Genomic DNA, 21,841 nt, shown 5'->3' on the forward strand with positions numbered 1-21,841 from the left:
TAAAAGCTACCCGAAAAGGTGGCTTTTATTCTGTTATCCCAGCCAAAGCCTGATCTTGTAATTAAATTTCACTTTATTCCGAAGTCTTGGAAAATTTACTTCTCCCGCATTTCGAAAACTAATAATTGCAAACTTAGAATGCTTTATTTGACTAGATACAGCACTTTTCGCTAGATTGTGTACTTAACAAGGAACAATGGATGTAATTTTTTTACGAGGCAGGATGACAATGAACGAGAAATACGCCGCTCTCAAGAGTAACGTAAGCATGCTGGGACGCTTGCTAGGTAACACAATCCAAGATGCACATGGTGACGTTATCTTAGAGAAAGTGGAGACTATCCGTAAACTTTCCAAATCCGCCCGCGCAGGCAACAAAGCTGACCGTGACAGCCTAGTTGAAGAAATCAAAAACCTGCCGAACGAACAACTCACTCCTGTTGCTCGTGCATTTAACCAATTTCTCAACCTCACCAACATGGCAGAGCAGTACCACACCATCTCTCGCCACTGTGAGGAGCATGTTTGTGAACCAGACGTGCTGCAATCTCTATTTTCCAAATTAAACCAGAATGACATCAGCAAGCTAGACGCGGCTCAAGCCGTTCGCGACCTGAACATTGAACTCGTTCTGACTGCACACCCAACAGAAATCACTCGTCGCACCATGATCAACAAGCTAGTTAAGATCAACGAGTGTCTGTCTAAATTAGAATTAAGCGACCTATCACACAAAGAGCGCGTGAAAACCGAACGCCGCCTAGAGCAACTGATCGCTCAAGGTTGGCACTCAGATGTGATTCGTCAACAACGCCCAACGCCACTTGATGAAGCTAAGTGGGGCTTTGCGGTTGTAGAAAACTCTCTATGGGAAGCCGTTCCTGACTTCCTACGTGAAATGGATGGCCGACTAAAAGGTTATCTTGGTGAAGGCCTGCCGATCGATGCACGCCCAGTACACTTCTCATCTTGGATGGGCGGTGACCGCGATGGCAACCCATTCGTAACGCACACCATCACTAAGGAAGTTCTGCGCCTATCTCGTTGGAAAGCTGCCGATCTTTACTTAGGCGACGTAAACGAGCTGATTACCGAACTGTCGATGACTAAGTGTAATGATGCCGTTCGTGAGCTAGCAGGTGATGAACACGAAGCTTACCGTGCAATCCTGAAGAACCTACGCACTCTACTGAACAACACGCTAGAAGTGCTGGATGCAAAATTGCATGACACAGAGGTTCCGAAGAAAGAAACACTACAGAACATCGAGCAACTTTGGACACCGCTTTACGCATGTTACCAATCGCTGCACGAATGTGGCATGGGCGTAATCGCAGACGGTTCTCTGCTTGATACTCTGCGCCGCCTAAAAGCGTTCGGTGTACACCTAGTTCGTCTCGATGTTCGTCAAGAAAGTACTCGTCACTCAGATGTACTGTCTGAACTGACTCGCTACCTAGGCATTGGCGACTACGACCAATGGAACGAGCAAGACAAGATTGCTTTCTTAACCAATGAATTAAGCTCTAAACGCCCACTGCTACCACGCGATTGGGAGCCATCTGAACAGGTTAAAGAGGTTTTAGACACCTGTAAGGTAATTGCAGCTCAACCTCGTGAAGCCTTCGGCGCTTACGTAATCTCAATGGCTCGTACAGCCTCTGATGTATTGGCTGTTCATTTGCTTCTGCAAGAATGTGGTTGCCCGTACCGCATGGACGTTTGTCCATTGTTCGAAACGCTAGACGATTTGAACAACTCAGAAGCCGTAATGAAACAGCTAATGAGCATCGACTTGTACCGTGGCTTTATCCAAAACCACCAAATGGTAATGATCGGATACTCTGACTCAGCAAAAGATGCTGGCGTAATGTCTGCAGGTTGGGCTCAGTATGACGCAATGGACAAGCTAGTTAAGGTTTGTGAAGAAGAAGGCATTGAGCTGACTCTATTCCACGGTCGTGGTGGTACGGTTGGTCGTGGTGGTGCTCCAGCGCACGCAGCCCTACTTTCTCAGCCACCTAAGAGCTTAAAAGGCGGCTTACGTGTAACAGAACAAGGCGAAATGATCCGCTTTAAGCTTGGCCTACCAGATGTTGCCGTAAACAGTTTCAACTTATACGCAAGTGCGATTCTAGAAGCGAACCTTCTGCCGCCACCTGAGCCAAAACAAGAGTGGCGCGACCTAATGGAAGTTCTGTCTCAAGTCTCTTGCGAGGCTTACCGCAACGTGGTTCGTGGTGAAGAGAAATTCGTACCTTACTTCCGTCAAGCGACGCCTGAACTGGAGCTAGGTAAACTACCTCTTGGTTCTCGCCCTGCAAAACGCAACCCGAACGGAGGCGTAGAAAGCCTACGTGCAATTCCGTGGATCTTCTCTTGGAGCCAAAACCGTTTAGTTCTTCCTGCATGGTTAGGCGCTGGTGAAGCGATTCAATACTCAGTAGACCAAGGCCATCAAGCGCTACTTGAAGAGATGTGTCGTGAATGGCCATTCTTCTCGACTCGCCTTGGCATGCTAGAAATGGTGTACTCTAAGTGCAACATGGAAATTGCCAAGTACTACGATCAACGTCTTGTTGACGAAGAACTGTTACCTCTAGGTGAATTACTGCGTGAACAGCTGCAAAAAGACATCAAAGCAGTGCTGAATGTAGAAAATAACGAGAACTTGATGCAAAGCGACCCTTGGGGGCTTGAATCGATTCGTCTACGTAACATCTATGTTGAGCCACTAAACATGCTTCAAGCAGAGCTGCTTTACCGAACTCGTAAGTGTGAGACACCACCAGCAGAGCTAGAAGAAGCACTAATGGTGACGATTGCAGGTATTGCTGCTGGTATGCGAAATACAGGTTAATTAGCGAACCCTACTATAATCTAAGTAGCATTTACCTCTAAAAAAAGAACAAAAGGTCGCCATGTGCGACCTTTTTATTTTGTCATAAAACAATTAATGAGTATTTTGTCAGTTTTTTGGGTTATTTTGTCCATGTATTCTACTTTATGCTTATTATTTAGATATACTACTGCTCCGCTGCGGAAACACTCCAAAAAAATAATCTGCAGCAACTTGACCAATAAACTGGTCAACCTAGGTGATAAACGGCTTTGTAAGGTGACATAACCAACCGATGAGTTGGTGCTACTTAGACATAACCAATATAACGTGCCATTAGAAGCACACTTGTTGTTTAAGTATTTGTTTACTGTTTACCATTTGGATTTCAGACATGTCATTACCACACGTAATTCTAACCGTTTTAAGTACACGCGATGCTACTGGTTACGATATCACAAAAGAATTCTCCGCAAGCATTGGTTACTTCTGGAAAGCTAGCCACCAACAAGTTTACCGCGAGCTAAATAAAATGGCTCAGAACGACCAGGTAACTTGCGTGCTTGAGCCTCAAGAAGGCAAACCTGATCGTAAAGTTTACTCTATCACTGATGCAGGCCGTGGCGCGCTAGGTGAATGGTTTGAACAACCAACTGCACACCCAACTGTTCGTGACGAGTTCTCAGCTAAGCTAATGGCTTGTGCTGTGCAACCTTCTGACGCTTACCGCGTACAACTTGCTGAGCTAGTAGAAGAGTCTCGCAAACTGGTTTCTCACTACAAAGAAATCGAAGCAGCTTACTACGCAACGCCATCGACGCTAGACAAGCAAGCACGCCTTGAACGCCTAACGCTTCGTCGTAACCTACTTATCCGTGAAGCATGGATTGTATGGGCTGAAGAAGTACTGCTTGAACTTGGCGCTCTTGCTTAAGTTAAGCTAGAAGCTGAAAAGCAAAAGGCTTGAACTCTTAGAGTCCAAGCCTTTTTTGTATCTATAAGATTTGAGAGGTACAGCCGATGGCTTTTTATCCGAGCCTGAGCTTAACTACAAGGCAGCGACTTATGGACGAACACCCAAAGTATGGCAAAGTGCATAAGTCATTTCTGCACGGTTTAGCGTGTAGAAGTGGAAGTCTTTCACACCTTCACGGCTCAACGTACGAACCATATCGATCGCTTGACTAGCACCCACTAACTGGCGAGTCGTTGGATCATCATCCAAACCTTCAAATTGCTTGGCCATCCAGCCCGGAACTTTCACGTTATTCATCGCAGCAAAGCGAGACGCCTGCTTGAAGTTAGAAACAGGTAAGATGCCCGGTACGATTTCAACATCGATACCTGCCGCCACACAGCGATCACGGAAACGTAAGTAACTTTCTACATCAAAAAAGAATTGCGTGATGGCACGGTTAGCGCCAGCATCCACTTTACGCTTCAAGTTAATAAGGTCTGATTGAGCACTTTTTGCTTCAGGGTGAACCTCAGGGAAAGCTGCAACAGAGATATCAAAGTCGTGGCGAGATTTAAGCAGCTCAACCAAGTCAGATGCATACATATCTGGAGCGCCACCGCCTGCTGGGATATCACCACGCAACGCAACAATGCTCTCAATGCCATTTGCCCAGTAATCATCAGCAATTTGAATCAGCTCTTCACGGCTAGCATCAATACACGTTAAGTGTGGTGCAGCAATTAGGCCTGTTTGGTTCTTAATTTCTTTAATAATTGAGTGGGTACGATCACGCTCACCCGAGTTTGCACCGTAGGTTACTGATACAAATTTTGGTTGGAGTGTTTTAAGACGGTGAACAGAATTCCACAAGGTCTCTTCCATCTTCTCACTGCTTGGTGGAAAAAACTCAAATGACACATTGATGTTGTCAGAAAGCTCAGCGATATTCTGATTTAAAGCGTCGATATGGCCTGCGTGTGTGTATCCCATCTTACTCTCCCTGTGGCAAAAGCAACCACTAAAAACTCAAATCCTTAAACGACGTTTAGACGTCTATATGTCTGTAGAATGTATTGAATACGATTTAATGTCAACAGATCCATTATGAATTTTTCTCAAGTAGATCGTGAGTAAAACTCAAGTCGTTAGATGGGTCGCAAAGCAGAAATAATGTAGAAAAAAGGCTGAAAAACACATCGTGCTTTCAGCCTTATTTATCTTAGTGAATAGTATGCCATTTACGTACTAAAACAATTGATCTGAGTTTCAAACCAACCGATATGAGTATCAGAACAGACTAGACATTCTGTTTAGATCAGATTGAATTGCACCTGCCGTTACTTCACGACCGGCACCTGGGCCACGAATAACCAACGGATTATCTTTGTACCATTTGCTCTCAATCGCAAAGATGTTATCGCAAGGCAGCAAGTTCGCTAGAGCGTGTTCTTTAGATAGGGCTTCAACACCTACGGTTGCCTTACCGTTCTTCTCCAAACGCGCTACGTAACGCAGAACTTTCTGTTGAGAGTGCGCTTTCTCTAAACGCTCAGCCAGCTCTTCGCTCAGTACAGAAGCTTTGTCGAAGAAGTCATCCACAGATAGATCTTGCAGCTCTGCAGGTACGAGCGATTCCACTTTTACGTTTTCAGGTTCGATATCCAAACCAGATTCACGCGCCAGAATCACCAGCTTACGCATCACGTCTGAGCCATCTAGGTCAGCACGAGGGTCAGGTTCCGTAAGGCCTTGTTGCCATGCTAAGTCAACCAACTCGCTGAACGGCACGGTGCCATCAAACTGTTGGAACAACCAAGACAACGTGCCCGAGAAAATGCCAGACAACGCAATGATGTCATCGCCACTTTCACGTAGGTCACGTACCGTGTGGTTAATCGGCAATCCAGCACCCACTGTCGCGTTGTACAACCAATGACGGCTAATCTTAGCGAAAGCATCTTGTACTTGATGGTAATACTCGCTCGATGCAGAACCTGCCACCTTGTTCGCCGAGATTAGGTGAATACCTTGTTGTGCGATTTGCAGATACTTTGCTGCAAGCACTGGGCTCGCAGTCACATCCAGAACCACTGCTTCGTCATAACCTTGAATAGAGCCCAAACGCTCTAACCAGTCGTTACCATTGTTAGCAATAGCTTCGTCGTCAAAGCGCTTACCTACCGAAGTCGCATCAATGCCTTGATCGTCGAACCAATAGGTTTGGCTATCAACCACGGCAACCAATTCAAAGTTCATTCCACGGCGCTTTTCAAGTTCCGCTTTTTGCTCAGCAAACAGGCTTAACCAGCTTGAACCAATATTGCCCTTACCACACAAGGCAATCGCAACACGCTTCTGCGCTTGGAACAGTTGAGAATGAATGCCTTTCACTAGACTTGATGTTTCACTCTTACGAATCACAGCCACCAAGCTTAAGCCTGAGTTCGCTTCTGAGATGAACTCAACCGGCGAGCTCTTAAGCTGCTGGTAGAAACCGTAGCAATGGTTAGGGTTCTTAGTCACACCCGCACCCACTGCAGCAATCAGAGAGAAACCTTCTTTTAGCTTAATCTCAGCTTCAATCGCATGGTCTTGGAGATATTCTAATGCACCACCAGCGATCTCTTCTGTGTAGGCAAGACGCAAACAGTGTTGATCCGGTTCAAGCTCATAAGCAAGCGGCTCAAGTTGAGCACGCTTAAGCCCTTCAAGCACTTCACTCTCTAGACGGTCGAAATCATGGCCGTGACCAAAGGTCAGTTGCACGATAAGCACTTCATCCAAAGAGGTAATGATTTTTGCGCCACGACCCGATGCCAGTACACGCTCGATCTGTGTAGAGCCCGCCTCCGGCTGATAGCTGCAGCGTAAGCTGAGATCCATAGCACTTTGAGCCACAGGCTGTAGCGTTCGGCTGTGAAGCACTGGAGCGGCAAGACGAGCCAATTCGCTGGCTTCATCAAGGCGAAGTAGAGGCAATAGACACGCATCTGAAACCAGACGAGGGTCAGCGCTGTAAACGCCTGCCACATCACTCCAAATCGTCACGCGTTCAACTTCAGCCAAAGCACCAATCACGGTTGCTGAGTAATCCGAACCGTTACGGCCAAGCAATACCGTTTCACCCTGGCAGTTCTGAGCCATAAAGCCCGTAATCACCACGCGGCAATGTGCATGCTGCGCCAAGGCTTCTTTGATCAGAGGGTAAGAACGTGCGCGGTCGACTTCAGGCTGAGCGCCCACTTCTGCACGTAAAAAAGCACGCGCATCTTGAGCAACGGCTTGTAAATCATGCTGGCACAACAAAGCCGCGAGTAGACGTGAAGACCAAACCTCACCGTGTCCAAGCACTTTTGCTTTTTGTGCTTCGCTCAAGGGAGCCGTTAGCTCACCCAAAGCGGTAAATTCTTGTTGAATGGTTGAAGTAAGTTGTGCGGCTGATTCACCCTCAAGCAGTGCTTCAATCAGATCGAGTTGGAACTGACGAAGTGCTTGTAGGCATTCATGGGCAATACGACCATCTTTGTCGAGCGCTTCAACAAATTCAATCAAACGGTTGGTTGTTTTGCCTGCTGCCGATACCACCACCAAATCAGATGCTGATGAGTATTCTCTAAGAATGTTGACCACGCGTTGGTAACATTCAGGATTCGCTAAACTGCTGCCACCAAATTTATGTAGCTGGCGAAAGGTTGCCATTATTAACCCTCCCCTTCAGCGATAAAGCGCTGTGTTCTTTCAAACGCTTGCTTGAGGTCATCGATTAGGTCTTCTGCATCTTCAAGGCCAACAGATAGACGCAGTAGTTGCTGAGAAACACCCGCTTCTGCTAAGGCTTCTTCACCCATCGCGCGGTGAGTCATCGACGCAGGGTGACAAATCAGGCTTTCAACACCGCCCAATGATTCTGCCAAAGAAAACAGCTCTAACTTATCAACAAAGTATTTAAGCGCCTCGAATGAGCCCGCAAACTCAAAACTGAGCATGGAACCAAAGCCCGATTGCTGTTTCTTCGCGATATCATGACCCGGATGTTCAGGAAGGCTTGGGTGGTAAATAGTGCCAACAAGATCTTGTTGCTGCAGAGACGCTAGAATTTCACGTGAGCTTTCTTCGTGAACTCGCATACGCGCACCTAGCGTACGAATACCACGTAAAGTCATGTAGCTATCAAATGGTGTGCCGGTCGCACCAATACAGTTGCCCCACCATGCTAACTCTTCAGCGTGTTCTTCTGTCTTAGTGACCACAACGCCACCAATAACATCTGAGTGTCCATTGATGTACTTAGTGGTTGAGTGGATAACAAAATCAGCACCCAGCTCTAAAGGCTTTTGGAACACAGGTGTCAAAAACGTGTTGTCGACAGCAACCAGAGCACCAACCTCTTTCGCTTTACGGCAAGTTTCTGCAATATCAACCACGCGAACCAGTGGATTCGATGGGGTTTCAATTAAGATCAACTTTGGCTTAAGCGCGATCGCCGCATCCAGCGCTGCTTGATCCGATTGATCAACGAACAGAACTTTGAAGTCACCTTTTAGCGAGCGAGTGTTAAACAGACGGTAAGTACCGCCGTAGCAATCGTGCGGTGCAATAATAAGATCATCGCCGCCTAAGAAAGCCGAAACCCATAAGTTAAGCGCCGAAGTACCACAGTTAGTCACAACCGCGCCTTTGCCTGATTCAAGCTCAAACAGTGCCGTCTCTAATAAACCGCGGTTTGGGTTACCAGAACGGGTGTAATCGTACTTTGGCACTTCACCAAAAGCGGGAAACCCATAGTTAGTCGAAAGATAAATGGGTGGGACAACGGCATGGTGTTGCGTGTCTGACTCGATACCAGTACGTACTGCGATTGTTGCTGGCTTCCGGCTGCTCATAGGTGCTTCCTTACAAGTTTTGCGTCTGAGAATCACAGCGGCTTGTCGGCATTTTGCGGCTGTGTTAGATATATGTTATTCACTTTACTGTCATAAACGTGAGACGTCAACACTTCTAGACGTCTATATGTCTTTGCTTATGGCAGTAAATCCCGCTAAAATCACCACTATTAATTTATTCTAACAACTAAAGTGATGAAGGTACGCAATGGCCGACTGGAATGGTGAATACATAAGCCCATATGCTGAGCATGGAAAGAAAAGCGAACAAGTAAAGAAAATTACAGTTTCTATCCCTCTAAAAGTGTTAAAGGTTCTTACTGACGAGCGTACTCGCCGCCAGATTAATAACCTACGCCATGCAACAAACAGTGAGCTACTGTGCGAAGCCTTTCTACATGCGTACACAGGCCAACCACTACCAACGGATGAAGACCTTCGTAAAGACCGCCCAGACGATATTCCTGCTGAAGTGAAAAAGCTGATGACAGAGATGGGTATCGAGTTCGAAGCGTTTGACGAAGAATAAAAACAACTCAGTCACTGCCTTCATTATTGATTCGCTCTAGCTGAACCTTATTTATCACATCGCGCATAGCTTTTTATGATTGCGCTGTGAATGATAGACATAAAAAAACCGACTCCAGATGAGTCGGTTTTTTATTATTCTTTTTGGCTCAATAGAGCAACAGCTATTAAGCCATATAGTTAGCAGGCATCTCGATACGAGCTACGCCAGATTCAACAGCCGCTTCCGCAACTGCTCGTGCTACGCGAGGAAGTAGACGTGGGTCCATTGGCTTAGGAATGATGTAACCCTTACCGAACTCCAGTGCAGTCTCGCCCGCAGCTGCTAGTACTTCAGCTGGAACTTCTTCTTTCGCCAGTTCACGAATCGCTTTAACCGCCGCTAGCTTCATTTCGTCATTAATTTCGCTCGCACGCACGTCTAGTGCACCACGGAAAATGAATGGGAAACAAAGTACGTTGTTTACTTGGTTAGGGTAATCACTGCGGCCTGTACCCATGATTAGGTCAGAACGAACTTCGTGTGCAAGCTCAGGCTTGATCTCTGGATCTGGGTTTGAACATGCAAACACAACAGGCTTATCAGCCATCAGCGTTAGTGCTTCAGCAGGCAGTAGATTCGGCCCCGATACACCCAAGAACAGGTCAGCGCCTTCGATAACATCTTCAAGCGTACGCTTATCAGTGTTATTTGCGAACAGCTCTTTGTATTCGTTGAGGTCATCACGACGAGTGTGGATCACACCTTTACGGTCAAGCATGTAGATTTTTTCACGCTGAGCGCCACACTTAATCAGTAGCTCCATACAAGCAACCGCTGCTGCGCCAGCACCTAAACAAACGATCTTACACTCTTCAAGTTTCTTACCTTGAAGCTCGATCGCATTCAGCATACCCGCTGCCGTTACAATCGCTGTACCATGTTGGTCATCGTGGAATACCGGAACATCACAACGTTCAATCAGGCGACGTTCAATCTCAAAACAGTCTGGTGCTTTGATGTCTTCCAGGTTAATACCGCCGAATGTATCTGCGATATTCGCAACTGTATCAACGAACTCATCGATTGTGCGGTGTTTTACTTCAATATCGATAGAATCTAAACCAGCAAAACGCTTAAACAGGAGCGCTTTGCCTTCCATAACAGGTTTAGAAGCAATAGGGCCAAGGTTACCTAGGCCAAGAATCGCTGTACCGTTAGAGATAACTGCAACCATGTTGCCTTTACCTGTGTACTTATAAACGTTATCAACGTTCTGTGCGATCTCGCGAACAGGCTCAGCCACGCCTGGGCTGTATGCAAGTGCTAGGTCTTCTGCAGAGTTTGCAGGCTTCGTCAGTTCTACGGCAATTTTGCCTGGAATTGGGAACTCATGGTAATCAAGAGCTTGCTGACGGAATTGTTCTTGAGGCGATAACGATTTTTCAGATGATAACGCTTGAGAGGATTGAGCTTGGCTGCTGTCTTCAGACATAGGTGTAGGTTCCTAGGATATTATTATTTGGGGGATCTTGTTCATGTTAATGGATGTACTTCAAAGTTCCTAGGTGGTTGAAGCCTCTGTCTCATTAAAAAACGAGATTTCACTACTAATAAGACCAGTGAGCAGTTGAAATTACTATCGCTTGTTGAAGTTTCGTGCTGAATTTTGGTGAAGAGAGATACGCAAGGAATTGCCCTGAAATAGAATAGAGAGGCAACTTATCGTTGGGCGGGATTGATGCTTGAATAGAAGTCAGTGCTTTCTCAAATTACAGGCAACAAAAAAGGACACCGAAGTGTCCTTTTTCATGTCTAAATAGCGAGAATTACTTCTTGCTAGAAAGAGCACCGAAACGCTTGTTGAAGCGATCAACACGGCCGCCAGTATCTACGATACGTTGCTTACCAGTGTAGAACGGGTGACATTTGTCACATACGTCTAGGTGGATTGATTCTTTTGCTAGCGTTGAGTTGAACTCAAATGTGTTGCCGCAAGAACAAGTTGCAGTAACTGCTTTGTATTCTGGGTGGATTCCAGCTTTCATGGGATAACCTCAAGTAGGCCGTGTCGCTATACGATTCTAAGCCGCACACCACACGTAGTTTAAAAAAAGAAATAAAGACACCGCATCGACACAAAAGAGTGATGAAGCCATACCTTTAAGGCGCAGTATAGTAATGAATCTATAAAGCAGGATCAACCGATTTGATACATTTTTCACCAATTCTCTCTTTATTTCCTTTATCGGCCTGAGATTTCGGGCTGTCGTTGTCGGTATACGCTAACTCGCCACCTTCATCCAAACTGCTTCTCGAATTTAACCGCCTTATCCTTTAGACTGTTCGCTCTCGTCAACTCAGATAAAGCCGTCCCTTTATGCGTCCAATGATTGCCCGCGTGGCACTGCCTGTTCCACTCGACAAGCAGTTCGATTACAAGATTCCAAACCACCTATTTCCGATTATTGGTGGACGAGTCTCTGTGCCTTTTGGACGACAAACCTTAACCGGCATTGTCACGGCTCTGGTTAACGAATCTGAATTCGAGCTAGACAAGCTCAAACCGATTAAAGCCTTGTTAGATAATCAGCCTGTTTGGCCGGAATCTGTCTATTCACTATTAATGTGGTGCAGTCAGTTTTATCAGTACCCTCTTGGCGAAACCTTTGCTAACGCCCTTCCGAGCGCTCTAAGAAAAGGCAAAGCCGCCGACTTCGCGACGCTGGTTGAGTGGCAGTTAACGCCATCAGGCAAAGACCAACTGATGCAAGGTTTTGGTCGCGCGGTCAAGCAAGCCAAAGTGATGCACATGCTTGAACACGGCCCGGTTCCTCATCAAGAGTTCATTGATGAAGAAGTTGGCAGCGCCGTACTCAAAACGCTAGAAGAGAAAGGCTGGATTGAATCGGTAGAGAAAAAGCCAACGCGTCAGCCGTGGCCAGTTGATCTTGAAAACGACCAAGACAAGCCTAAGCTCAATGCCGAACAAGCCATCGCGATTGCGACCGTAAATAGCCAAACCGACTTTGGTTGCTTCCTGTTAGAGGGCGTTACTGGCTCAGGTAAGACCGAGGTTTACCTTAATATGATTAAGCCGATTCTCGACCAAGGTAAACAAGCGTTAGTGCTCGTGCCCGAGATTGGCCTCACCCCTCAAACGATTAACCGCTTTAAGCGACGCTTTAATGTACCTGTTGAGGTTATCCACTCAGGTTTAAACGATTCTGAGCGACTGAATGCTTGGTTATCGGCGCGCGATAAAATAGCGGGCATCGTGATTGGTACCCGTTCGGCTCTGTTCACGCCGTTTGCTGACCTAGGTATTATCATTGTCGATGAAGAACACGATGCGTCTTATAAACAGCAAGATAGCCTGCGCTACCACGCTCGTGATGTGGCGATCATGCGTGCGCACAAAGCGCAGATTCCAGTTGTGTTAGGCTCGGCGACTCCGGCCTTTGAGACGCTGCACAACGCTCAGATCGGCAAATACAGTTATCTCACCCTGACTTCACGTGCGGGTGTCGCACTGCCGACCACCAATAAGGTGTTGGACGTTAAAGGTGAATATCTAGAAAGTGGTTTGTCTGCGTCGTTAATTGCAGAGATGCAAAGACACCTCAAAGCTGGCAACCAAGTGATGCTGTTCCTCAATCGTCGAGGGTTTTCTCCGGCATTAATGTGTCACGATTGTGGTTGGACAGCCGAGTGTAAACGTTGCGATGCTTACTACACCTATCACCAATACAGCAATGAGATGCGCTGCCACCACTGTGGTTCTCAGCAGCATATCGTGCACAATTGCCAAGGCTGTGGATCTGCAAACTTAGTGACAGTGGGTGTCGGGACCGAGCAGTTAGAAGCTCAGCTTGGTCAGCTATTCCCGGAATACAAAACCATTCGTATTGACCGCGACAGCACCCGCCGTAAAGGCAGTTTAGAAAGCGCACTGGAGTCGATTCGTAAGGGTGAATTCCAAATTCTTATCGGCACGCAGATGCTTGCTAAGGGTCACCATTTCCCTGACGTGACACTTGTGGCGTTATTGGATGTGGATGGCTCTTTATATAGCAGTGACTTCCGAGCGTCTGAACGTCTTGCCCAGCTATTCATCCAAGTAGCGGGACGCGCAGGACGAGCAAGCAAACCCGGTGAAGTGATCTTACAGACTCACCACCCAGAACATGGGTTGTTGCAAGCCTTGCTACACAAAGACTATAACCACTTTGCTCAGACGGCACTGGCAGAGCGTAAGCAAGCAATGTTACCGCCCTATACCTTTATGACGCTGTTTAGAGCAGAAGCCAATGACACTCGCTTGGTGGAAGAGTTCTTGCGTCAGGTTCGTCATACATTAGAATCGCACCCCTTGTTTGACCAATATTGCATGGTGTTAGGGCCAACCCCGGCTCCGTTAGCAAAACGAGCGGGCAAATCGCGCTGGCAGTTAATCTTACAAACTCAGACGCGCTCGTTAATGCAGAAGCTATTGATGAGTGCCAAGCCGGCCATCAATATGTTACCTGCTGCGAAAAAAGTTCGCTGGTCACTCGATATTGAGCCGCAAGATTTGAGTTAAACCCACTTGGGTTAAAACTAATGATAAGTTTGTTCACAAATATTTCATATTTCTCGTGAGCAACTTCACACTAGTCATGTGATTTTTGTTAATCTAGCCGTAACTTTACACGGATTAAACGAATAAAATATTGCAATAAAAAAAGTGTTAGCAACACTTTCATAATATCTATTCGATTACATTTATTATTCACGCCTTAGATGCTTAGGCGGCAAAGGAACTTAAAAGAGGGTTTAATTTATGGCGACAATGAAGGATGTTGCCCAGCTAGCAGGCGTCTCAACAGCCACGGTATCACGTGCATTGATGAACCCTGAGAAAGTCTCAGTTTCGACTCGCAAACGAGTGGAAACAGCAGTACTTGAAGCTGGATACTCACCCAATACATTAGCTAGAAACTTACGTCGCAACGAATCAAAAACCATCATCACTATTGTTCCTGATATCTGTGACCCTTATTTCGCCGAGATCATTCGTGGTATCGAAGATGCCGCAGTAGAAAATGATTACCTTGTTCTACTGGGAGATAGCGGCCAGCAAAAGAAGCGCGAGTCTTCGTTTGTTAACTTAGTTTTCACCAAACAAGCCGACGGCATGTTGCTGCTGGGTACTGACCATCCGTTTGATGTCAGCAAACCTGAACAAAAGAATTTACCGCCGATGGTAATGGCGTGTGAGTTTGCCCCTGAGCTTGAACTGCCTACGGTACACATCGATAACCTGACCTCTGCCTTTGAAGCGGTGAACTACCTAGCTCAGTTAGGTCATAAGCGTATTGCTCAAATTTCAGGACCAGTATCGGCAACACTGTGTAAGTTCCGCCAACAAGGCTACCAGCAAGCGCTGCGTCGCGCCGGAGTCTCAATGAATCCAGCCTATAGCACGGTCGGTGACTTCACCTTTGAAGCGGGCGCTCAAGCGGTTCGTCAATTACTGGCACTTCCTGAACAACCTACAGCTATCTTCTGTCACAACGATGCGATGGCGATTGGTGCGATTCAAGAAACGAAGAAGCTGGGCTTGCGCGTTCCTCAAGACCTATCGATTGTTGGCTTCGATGACATCCAATTCGCTCAATACTGCGATCCACCGCTAACCACTATTTCTCAGCCTCGTTATGAGATTGGACGCCAAGCGATGTTGATGATGCTTGATCTATTGAAGGGCAACGATGTGCAAGCAGGTTCGCGTCTGCTTGAAGCTAAATTAGTCGTTAGAGGCAGCACCGCACCACCTCGAATGTAACCCTCAGAAATACCCTTATAAATCTGCGGCACATTTTGATGTGCCGCTTCCATTTCTGCACTATTATCCTCGCGCAATCTGGATTACCATGAGGACAGAATCAGCAACTATTGAATTGTCTTGTGGCTAATAGAGATTATGTAAAACGCGGTCGTGGCACGAAAAAACCGACCAAGAAACAAGCCCCTCGCCGTAAACCTTGGCGCAGTGGTCTTTTGGCGATCCTCCTTGCCGGTGGTTTTGGTTATGGACTTTACTTATTGAGTAATGATCCTGAGCCGCCAGCACCAACACCTGTGGCTACCAAACCAAAACCTAAGCCAAAACCAGCGAAAGTGATTCCACCGCCTCCAGAAGAGAAGTGGGACTACGTTGAAACGCTGCCAAGCCGCGAGATTGAAGTTAAAGCCAAAGAACAAGAGATCTCTAAGATCCCTTACGTGATGCAGTGTGGCGCTTACAAAACGTCAGCACAGGCAGAAACGCGCAAGTTAGATATTGCGTTCCAAGGTATCTCGAGTGAAATCCGTAAAAAAGACGGCAGTAGCTGGTACCGTGTGGTTCTAGGGCCATACAAGTTGAAGCGTGACGCAGAACGCGATCGCCATAAGCTGCAACGAGCGAAAATTGAACCTTGCGCTATTTGGAAAGACGGGTCTTAATCAACTCAATATATAATAGGGGGAAGAGGATTCCCCCTATTGCTGTTTGAAAGCGTTCAATAGTTCATCGCACAAGCAATACCAGTATGTTAATCAAAAGAGTGCGTTTTAACGAAACTGAGGTACTTGTTCGTAGTACTCAAGCCCAAAGTCAGTCAGGTAGACCTGCTCCTTATTTATCTCGATGTAACCAAAAAAATCCAAGTGCGCTAAAACGTTAGGAAATGGACGTTTAAGAAAAACGTTGACCGAGTTTTTTAGATGTTCTGTTGAACACTCGCCCGCCTCCTGATACATCAGATGATGCAGTATAGACAGCTCATCCAGATCCATATCTCTATTAAAAAAACTGATATTGTCACTATTCATCACACTACTCCTTATGCAGTGAATACCACTGATTAGTGAACATCATTCCTTATAAATCAAACAAAAAGTGTTAACCATTTCACGTTAGAAATTTGTTTTATCTTTTTTTATATTTATCACAAACTATTAACCCACCAACCCTTGCCACACATAGGCTCAACAGGTAATGGATGTTTGAAACAACTGGTAACATTTAGTTTTTTTGATATGACATACCATTAAATGTGGCACTTGAATTCATGATAGTGGAGCCACATATAAGTAGTAACCATAAATAATAATCAAAAGAGGTCGACTCGTGACTACCATTGTATCTGTACGTCGTAATAATAAAGTCGTCATCGCGGGTGATGGACAAGTATCTCTGGGCAATACAGTAATGAAGGGCAACGCCCGTAAAGTACGTCGCCTATACAACAACAAAGTACTGGCCGGTTTTGCTGGCGGTACGGCTGATGCTTTCACGCTATTCGAAAAATTTGAAAGCAAGCTGCAAATGCACCAAGGCCATCTCACCAAAGCGGCAGTTGAGCTAGCGAAGGATTGGCGTAGCGACCGTGCTCTACGTAAGTTAGAAGCACTGTTAGCAGTAGCGGATGAGACCGCTTCACTGATCATCACAGGTAACGGTGACGTAGTTCAACCTGAGAACGACCTGATTGCGATCGGTTCGGGCGGAAACTTCGCTCAAGCAGCCGCTACTGCACTATTAGAAAATACTGATTTAGATGCGCGTGAAATCGCAGAAAAGTCGCTGAACATTGCAGGCGACATCTGTGTCTTCACCAACCATCACCACACTATTGAAGAACTAGAAAGCACCGTTGAGCTGCCAAAGCCAGAGTAACGACCGCTTCCATCAATAACGTTGTATTCAACAGTGATTAAAGAATTAAGGAAAAACCATGTCTGAGATGACTCCTCGCGAAATTGTTCACGAACTCAATCGCCACATTATCGGCCAAGACAACGCTAAGCGCTCAGTGGCTATCGCTCTTCGTAACCGCTGGCGCCGTATGCAGCTTGAAGAAAGCCTACGTGTTGAAGTATCGCCAAAAAACATCCTGATGATTGGCCCAACGGGTGTAGGTAAAACTGAAATCGCTCGCCGCCTAGCGAAATTAGCAAACGCGCCTTTCATCAAGGTAGAAGCGACTAAGTTCACCGAAGTGGGTTACGTTGGTAAAGAAGTTGAAACCATCATCCGTGATCTAACGGACGTTGCGATCAAGATGACGCACCAACAAGCGATGGAAAAAGTACAATACCGCGCTGAAGAACAAGCTGAAGAACGCATTCTTGATGCCCTTCTACCACCAGCGCGTGATGCTTGGGGTCAGAACGAGCAATCAACTGAAGACACAACCTCTTCAAACACTCGTCAGATTTTCCGCAAGAAACTGCGTGAAGGTAAGCTAGATGACAAAGAGATTGAAGTTGATGTAGCCGCACCGCAAATGGGCGTTGAAATCATGTCACCTCCAGGCATGGAAGAGATGACAAACCAGCTGCAAGGCATGTTCCAAAACCTAGCGGGCGACACCAAGAAAAAGCGTAAGATGAAAATCAAAGACGCATTCAAAGCACTGACGGAAGAAGAAGCTGCGAAGCTTGTGAACCAAGAAGAGCTGAAAGAGAACGCGATCTTCAACGCTGAAAACAACGGTATCGTGTTCATCGATGAGATCGACAAAATCTGTAAACGTGGTGACAGCTCAGGCCCAGACGTATCTCGCGAAGGTGTTCAACGTGACCTACTGCCTCTTATCGAAGGCAGCACAGTATCAACGAAACACGGCATGGTTAAAACTGATCACATCTTGTTTATCACATCAGGCGCATTCCAAGTGGCTAAGCCATCTGACCTGATCCCTGAGCTGCAAGGTCGTCTACCAATCCGTGTAGAACTTGAAGCGCTTTCTGCACATGACTTCAAACGAATTCTTACTGAGCCAAAAGCATCTTTAACAGAGCAATACATTGCCCTGATGAAAACAGAAGATGTGAGCATTGAGTTCACTGAAGATGGCATTAATCAGATTGCTGACGCGGCATGGCGTGTTAACGAAACCACGGAGAATATCGGTGCGCGTCGCCTACATACTGTTATGGAACGCCTAATGGATGAGATTTCATTCGACGCAACAGAAAAAGCCGGCAGCAAACTCGTCATTGATGAAGCTTACGTAACGTCGAAGCTCGGTGAATTCGTTGAAGACGAAGACCTAAGCCGCTTCATCCTGTAGCACACGAAATTCCAACTTATTGCTCTATCTCAAAGAAATAGCAGCTAATAAGCGAATTCAAGGCCCACTTTCGAGTGGGCTTTTTATTACTTGAAGAATGGGCGTATACTCAAATCACAGTTTGAAACGAAGACTTACAAAGAAATAGACCTACGATGAAACAATCTCTACTGATTTGGCTTGATGCCGCACGACCGAAAACTCTGCCTCTCGCACTCGTCTCTATTCTTACAGGAAGTAGTTTAGCGTTCTCCAGCGATCACTTTTCTTTATCGATAGCACTACTGGCTTTTTTAACCGCCACACTCTTACAAATTTTATCGAACCTAGCGAATGACTATGGCGATGCGGCTAAAGGCACCGACAACGAAAATCGTCTAGGACCAACACGCGCAATGCAATCTGGCGCGGTGACGGCAACAACCATGAAGCAAGCGATCATCCTCAATATCGTGTTTACCGTTATCGCAGGGCTCATTCTGATTTTCCATGCGCTGACATCAATTGAAAGCATTCTGTCTTTCATCGCACTCGGCGTATTAGCGATTGTCGCGGCTATCGCATATACCGTAGGCAACAAACCCTATGGATATATTGGCCTAGGGGACTTATCTGTCTTTATCTTCTTTGGTTTGTTAGGTGTTTCTGGTACTTACTTCTTACACACTGGTCATGTTGAACCAAGTCTATTTCTTCCAGCGTTAGGCTGCGGACTGATGGCGGTTGCGGTACTCAATATCAATAACATGCGTGATATCGAAAACGACAGTGAATGCGGGAAACGCACCATGGCCGTTCGTCTAGGACAACGCAAAGCTAAGCAATACCACTTTGCACTTCTTGGATTGGCTCTCGCGTCTTTCGCTCTGTACCTACTCATTCAAGAAAAACCAGTCTGGATCAGTCTACCGTTTTTACTCAGCATTATTATTGTCTATAAGCATGGCAAGGCCGTGTGGGAAACAGAGAAGCCAGCACAAATAGCGCCGATGATGCCTGTCATTGTGAAATGCTCACTGGTCACTAACCTATTGTTTGCAGGGGTTGTCGTAGCTCAAACTCTACTGAGTTAATTGAGACTAATCATTGCAAAGGGATCAAGCACCGATATACTCAAACTAAGCTCATTGTTCAAAAGGTACGCAAATGGAATACAACACTTCAGCACTGTGCGACATATATCTGGATCAAGTGGATGTCGTGGAGCCAATGTTCAGCAACTTCGGTGGACGAGCATCCTTCGCCGGACAGATCACGACATTAAAGTGTTTTGAAGACAACGCTTTGATTCGCTCCGTATTAGAGCAAGATGGCTTGGGACGAGTGTTGTTAATCGATGGTGGCGGCTCACTACGTAAAGCGCTGATCGATGCGGAGATAGCCCTACTTGCCGAAGACAATGAGTGGGAAGGTATTGTGGTTTACGGGTGCGTTCGTGAAGTCGATGAGCTTGAAGACATGAACCTAGGTATCCAAGCCTTGGCTTCTATCCCTGTTGGTGCGAGCCAAGAAGGTGTCGGTGAATTAGACGTTCCAGTGAACTTTGGCAGCGTGACCTTCTTACCTGAAGATTACCTCTACGCAGACAACACTGGCATCATTCTTTCTGCCGAACCTCTAGATGTAGAACTCGATTTGGATGTCGAGGAAGAAGACGTCGAGTAACTCTCACTCAGCTTCAAATAATAAAACAAATCATAAGAACACAAACAAAAACGCCCGCTACTGAGTAGCGGGCGTTTTTTTAAATCTGAAGAGTCGATTACTCTACTTCATCCATTTTACCAAGAAGGTTACGGATGCGATCTTGCCATGCTGAATGCTCTTCCTGCATTTGCTGAGTTTTTTGCTCTAGCTCGTGACGGCTTGCTTTAAGCTCACCAGCTTCTGTTGCTAGTGCTTGTTTCTCTTCTTTAAGCTCTTCCACTTCCATTTGAAGAAGTGCAATTGTATCTACTGCTGTTTGAATTTTTGCTTCTAGCTGCTCTAGTACTTCAAAAGACATTCTGGCCTACCTTTAAGTTATCCGTTTGATGGTGAAGGTTCACTCCACTTATTTCCCCATTCTACTCAGCAGAGCAAGGATAAACACTCAATATATTCGATATTTTGCGCCATTCGATGAAAAAAACAGCGCTTTTTACCGAATATTGACGTGAACGATTACCGCCACAACGGCAAACCGATTATTTTGATGAATAATAACTGTTTTCCACTGCGAATTGATCGAGAGCAATCTCCAAAAAACAAAAAGGCAAACGTTTCCTTTTGGATATGGTAAAATTCTCCGCGAAATTTCTATTCCCCCTTTGAAAATTTTGGAGTCCGCATGAAACGCGATTTAGCAATGTCATTCTCTCGTGTCACAGAAGGTGCAGCACTAGCTGGTTACAAGTGGCTTGGCCGTGGCGATAAAAACGCTGCAGATGGCGCTGCTGTAGAAGTAATGCGTAGCCTATTAAACAAAACCGAAATTAGCGGTGAGATTGTTATCGGCGAAGGTGAAATCGATGATGCACCTATGCTATACATCGGCGAAAACGTAGGTGTGGGCGGCGACGCTGTCGACATCGCAGTTGACCCAATTGAAGGGACACGCATGACAGCAATGGGCCAATCAAATGCATTGGCTGTATTGGCTGCGGGCGAAAAAGGCAGCTTCCTTAAAGCGCCTGATATGTACATGGAAAAGTTGGTTGTTGGCCCTGGCGCTAAAGGCGTGATTGACCTAGAACTGCCACTAACAGAAAACCTAGAAAACATCGCTAAAGCACTAGGTAAAACACTTGATACTCTAGTCGTAACCACGCTTGCTAAGCCTCGTCATGATCAAGTCATCGCCGACATGCAAGCAATGGGCGTTCGTGTATTTGCTGTGCCAGACGGTGATGTTGCGGCTTCTATCTTAACCTGTATGCCAGACAGTGAAGTAGACGTCATGTACTGCATCGGCGGCGCACCTGAAGGTGTGGTCTCGGCGGCGGTAATTCGCGCACTCGACGGCGACATGCACGGTCGTCTTCTACCTCGCCACGAAGTGAAAGGCGACACAGAAGAGAACCGCAAGCACGGTGAACTTGAACTTGAGCGCTGCGCAGAAATGGGCGTAACGGCGGGTATCGTATTGAAGATGGAAGACATGGCACGCAGCGACAACGTTGTATTCTCAGCAACAGGCATCACTAAGGGTGACTTGCTAGAAGGTATTTCTCGTCAAGGTAATATCGCAACCACAGAAACCCTGCTTATCCGTGGCCGCTGCCGTACAATTCGCCGCATCAAATCTATCCACTACCTAGAGCGTAAAGATCCAGAAGTAGTAGGTCATATCCTGTAAGCCTAAATTCGGTGAAACAGAATATTCCAAGGCTGATACCTAGTATCAGCCTTTTGTTTTATTAGCGCACCAGAATCTGACCATGGCAGCCAATAGAGTAAAACGCTATCTATAGAGTAAATTATCATCAATATAGTAAATTATCATCAATATAGTAAATGGTTTGCTTTATAAACACCTTGCCTCATAATAGTAAGGTTCATTAGGTAGGG

General features: G+C 46.2%; 18 protein-coding genes. 11 read left to right on the forward strand and 7 right to left on the reverse strand.

Translation table 11 applies throughout. The features are described from left to right. Positions 1-223: 223 nt before the first annotated feature. Positions 224-2,860, forward strand: a complete 2,637-nt coding sequence (ppc, locus tag AB6E54_RS15195; protein ID WP_372107222.1) for a phosphoenolpyruvate carboxylase — start codon at positions 224-226, stop codon at positions 2,858-2,860. Positions 2,861-3,233: 373 nt separating this feature from the next. Further along, complete coding sequence (locus AB6E54_RS15200) at positions 3,234-3,773, forward strand: PadR family transcriptional regulator (protein ID WP_010435321.1); 540 nt, start codon at positions 3,234-3,236, stop codon at positions 3,771-3,773. Positions 3,774-3,902: 129 nt separating this feature from the next. Here AB6E54_RS15200 and metF read toward each other — a convergent pair whose 3' ends face one another. The 3 genes from metF to AB6E54_RS15215 form a co-directional block, all read right to left on the reverse strand. Beyond that, positions 3,903-4,787 carry a methylenetetrahydrofolate reductase gene (gene metF / locus AB6E54_RS15205; protein ID WP_010435323.1) on the reverse strand — a complete coding sequence of 295 codons (885 nt, stop codon included), beginning with the start codon at positions 4,785-4,787 and terminating at the stop codon, positions 3,903-3,905. Between the two features lie 297 nt (positions 4,788-5,084). Continuing rightward, positions 5,085-7,496 carry a bifunctional aspartate kinase/homoserine dehydrogenase II gene (locus AB6E54_RS15210; protein ID WP_372107224.1) on the reverse strand — a complete coding sequence of 804 codons (2,412 nt, stop codon included), beginning with the start codon at positions 7,494-7,496 and terminating at the stop codon, positions 5,085-5,087. A gap of 2 nt (positions 7,497-7,498) precedes the next feature. Next, a complete protein-coding gene (locus AB6E54_RS15215) occupies positions 7,499-8,680 on the reverse strand; it encodes an O-succinylhomoserine (thiol)-lyase (protein ID WP_017061143.1) in 1,182 nt (393 codons plus the stop codon). 208 nt (positions 8,681-8,888) lie between these two features. Here AB6E54_RS15215 and metJ point away from each other — a divergent pair, with 208 nt between their 5' ends. Beyond that, entirely contained in the window at positions 8,889-9,209 is a 321-nt protein-coding gene (metJ, locus tag AB6E54_RS15220; RefSeq protein WP_004415993.1) for a met regulon transcriptional regulator MetJ, read from the forward strand. A gap of 166 nt (positions 9,210-9,375) precedes the next feature. On the opposite strand, the gene AB6E54_RS15225 is transcribed toward metJ, so the two are convergent. Together AB6E54_RS15225 and rpmE are read right to left on the reverse strand one after the other, a co-directional pair. Further along, complete coding sequence (locus AB6E54_RS15225; RefSeq protein WP_017063680.1) at positions 9,376-10,683, reverse strand: malic enzyme-like NAD(P)-binding protein; 1,308 nt, start codon at positions 10,681-10,683, stop codon at positions 9,376-9,378. Between the two features lie 334 nt (positions 10,684-11,017). Then, positions 11,018-11,236, reverse strand: coding sequence for a 50S ribosomal protein L31 (gene rpmE / locus AB6E54_RS15230; protein WP_004737142.1), 219 nt, complete (start codon positions 11,234-11,236; stop codon positions 11,018-11,020). 332 nt (positions 11,237-11,568) lie between these two features. On the opposite strand from rpmE, the gene priA reads away from it, so the two are divergent. From priA to ftsN, 3 genes are all read left to right on the forward strand, one after another. After that, positions 11,569-13,770 carry a primosomal protein N' gene (gene priA / locus AB6E54_RS15235; RefSeq protein ID WP_372107226.1) on the forward strand — a complete coding sequence of 734 codons (2,202 nt, stop codon included), beginning with the start codon at positions 11,569-11,571 and terminating at the stop codon, positions 13,768-13,770. Positions 13,771-14,010: 240 nt separating this feature from the next. Continuing rightward, the gene (gene cytR, locus AB6E54_RS15240; RefSeq protein WP_048605405.1) at positions 14,011-15,015 is read left to right on the forward strand and encodes a DNA-binding transcriptional regulator CytR; all 1,005 of its coding nucleotides are present in this window, start codon (positions 14,011-14,013) and stop codon (positions 15,013-15,015) included. 122 nt (positions 15,016-15,137) lie between these two features. Next, positions 15,138-15,677 carry a cell division protein FtsN gene (gene ftsN / locus AB6E54_RS15245; protein WP_372107228.1) on the forward strand — a complete coding sequence of 180 codons (540 nt, stop codon included), beginning with the start codon at positions 15,138-15,140 and terminating at the stop codon, positions 15,675-15,677. 108 nt (positions 15,678-15,785) lie between these two features. Here ftsN and AB6E54_RS15250 read toward each other — a convergent pair whose 3' ends face one another. Beyond that, a complete protein-coding gene (locus AB6E54_RS15250) occupies positions 15,786-16,046 on the reverse strand; it encodes a hypothetical protein (protein WP_017061149.1) in 261 nt (86 codons plus the stop codon). Between the two features lie 298 nt (positions 16,047-16,344). Between AB6E54_RS15250 and hslV the strand changes: the two genes are divergently transcribed. The 4 genes from hslV (at position 16,345) to rraA (ending at position 19,957) form a co-directional block, all read left to right on the forward strand. Then, the gene (hslV, locus tag AB6E54_RS15255; protein WP_004729692.1) at positions 16,345-16,893 is read left to right on the forward strand and encodes an ATP-dependent protease subunit HslV; all 549 of its coding nucleotides are present in this window, start codon (positions 16,345-16,347) and stop codon (positions 16,891-16,893) included. Between the two features lie 58 nt (positions 16,894-16,951). Then, entirely contained in the window at positions 16,952-18,292 is a 1,341-nt protein-coding gene (gene hslU / locus AB6E54_RS15260; protein ID WP_016767976.1) for an HslU--HslV peptidase ATPase subunit, read from the forward strand. Positions 18,293-18,447: 155 nt separating this feature from the next. After that, positions 18,448-19,365, forward strand: coding sequence for a 1,4-dihydroxy-2-naphthoate polyprenyltransferase (locus AB6E54_RS15265; protein WP_010435357.1), 918 nt, complete (start codon positions 18,448-18,450; stop codon positions 19,363-19,365). 73 nt (positions 19,366-19,438) lie between these two features. Continuing rightward, a complete protein-coding gene (gene rraA / locus AB6E54_RS15270; protein ID WP_017061152.1) occupies positions 19,439-19,957 on the forward strand; it encodes a ribonuclease E activity regulator RraA in 519 nt (172 codons plus the stop codon). Positions 19,958-20,054: 97 nt separating this feature from the next. On the opposite strand, the gene zapB is transcribed toward rraA, so the two are convergent. After that, complete coding sequence (gene zapB, locus AB6E54_RS15275) at positions 20,055-20,297, reverse strand: cell division protein ZapB (RefSeq protein ID WP_008219652.1); 243 nt, start codon at positions 20,295-20,297, stop codon at positions 20,055-20,057. A gap of 324 nt (positions 20,298-20,621) precedes the next feature. Here zapB and glpX point away from each other — a divergent pair, with 324 nt between their 5' ends. Continuing rightward, positions 20,622-21,629, forward strand: a complete 1,008-nt coding sequence (gene glpX, locus AB6E54_RS15280; protein WP_017061153.1) for a class II fructose-bisphosphatase — start codon at positions 20,622-20,624, stop codon at positions 21,627-21,629. Positions 21,630-21,841 lie beyond the last annotated feature (212 nt).

The organism is Vibrio sp. 10N.247.311.49 (genome assembly GCF_041467655.1).
In the GTDB taxonomy this organism is placed as follows: Bacteria; Pseudomonadota; Gammaproteobacteria; order Enterobacterales; family Vibrionaceae; genus Vibrio; species Vibrio crassostreae_C.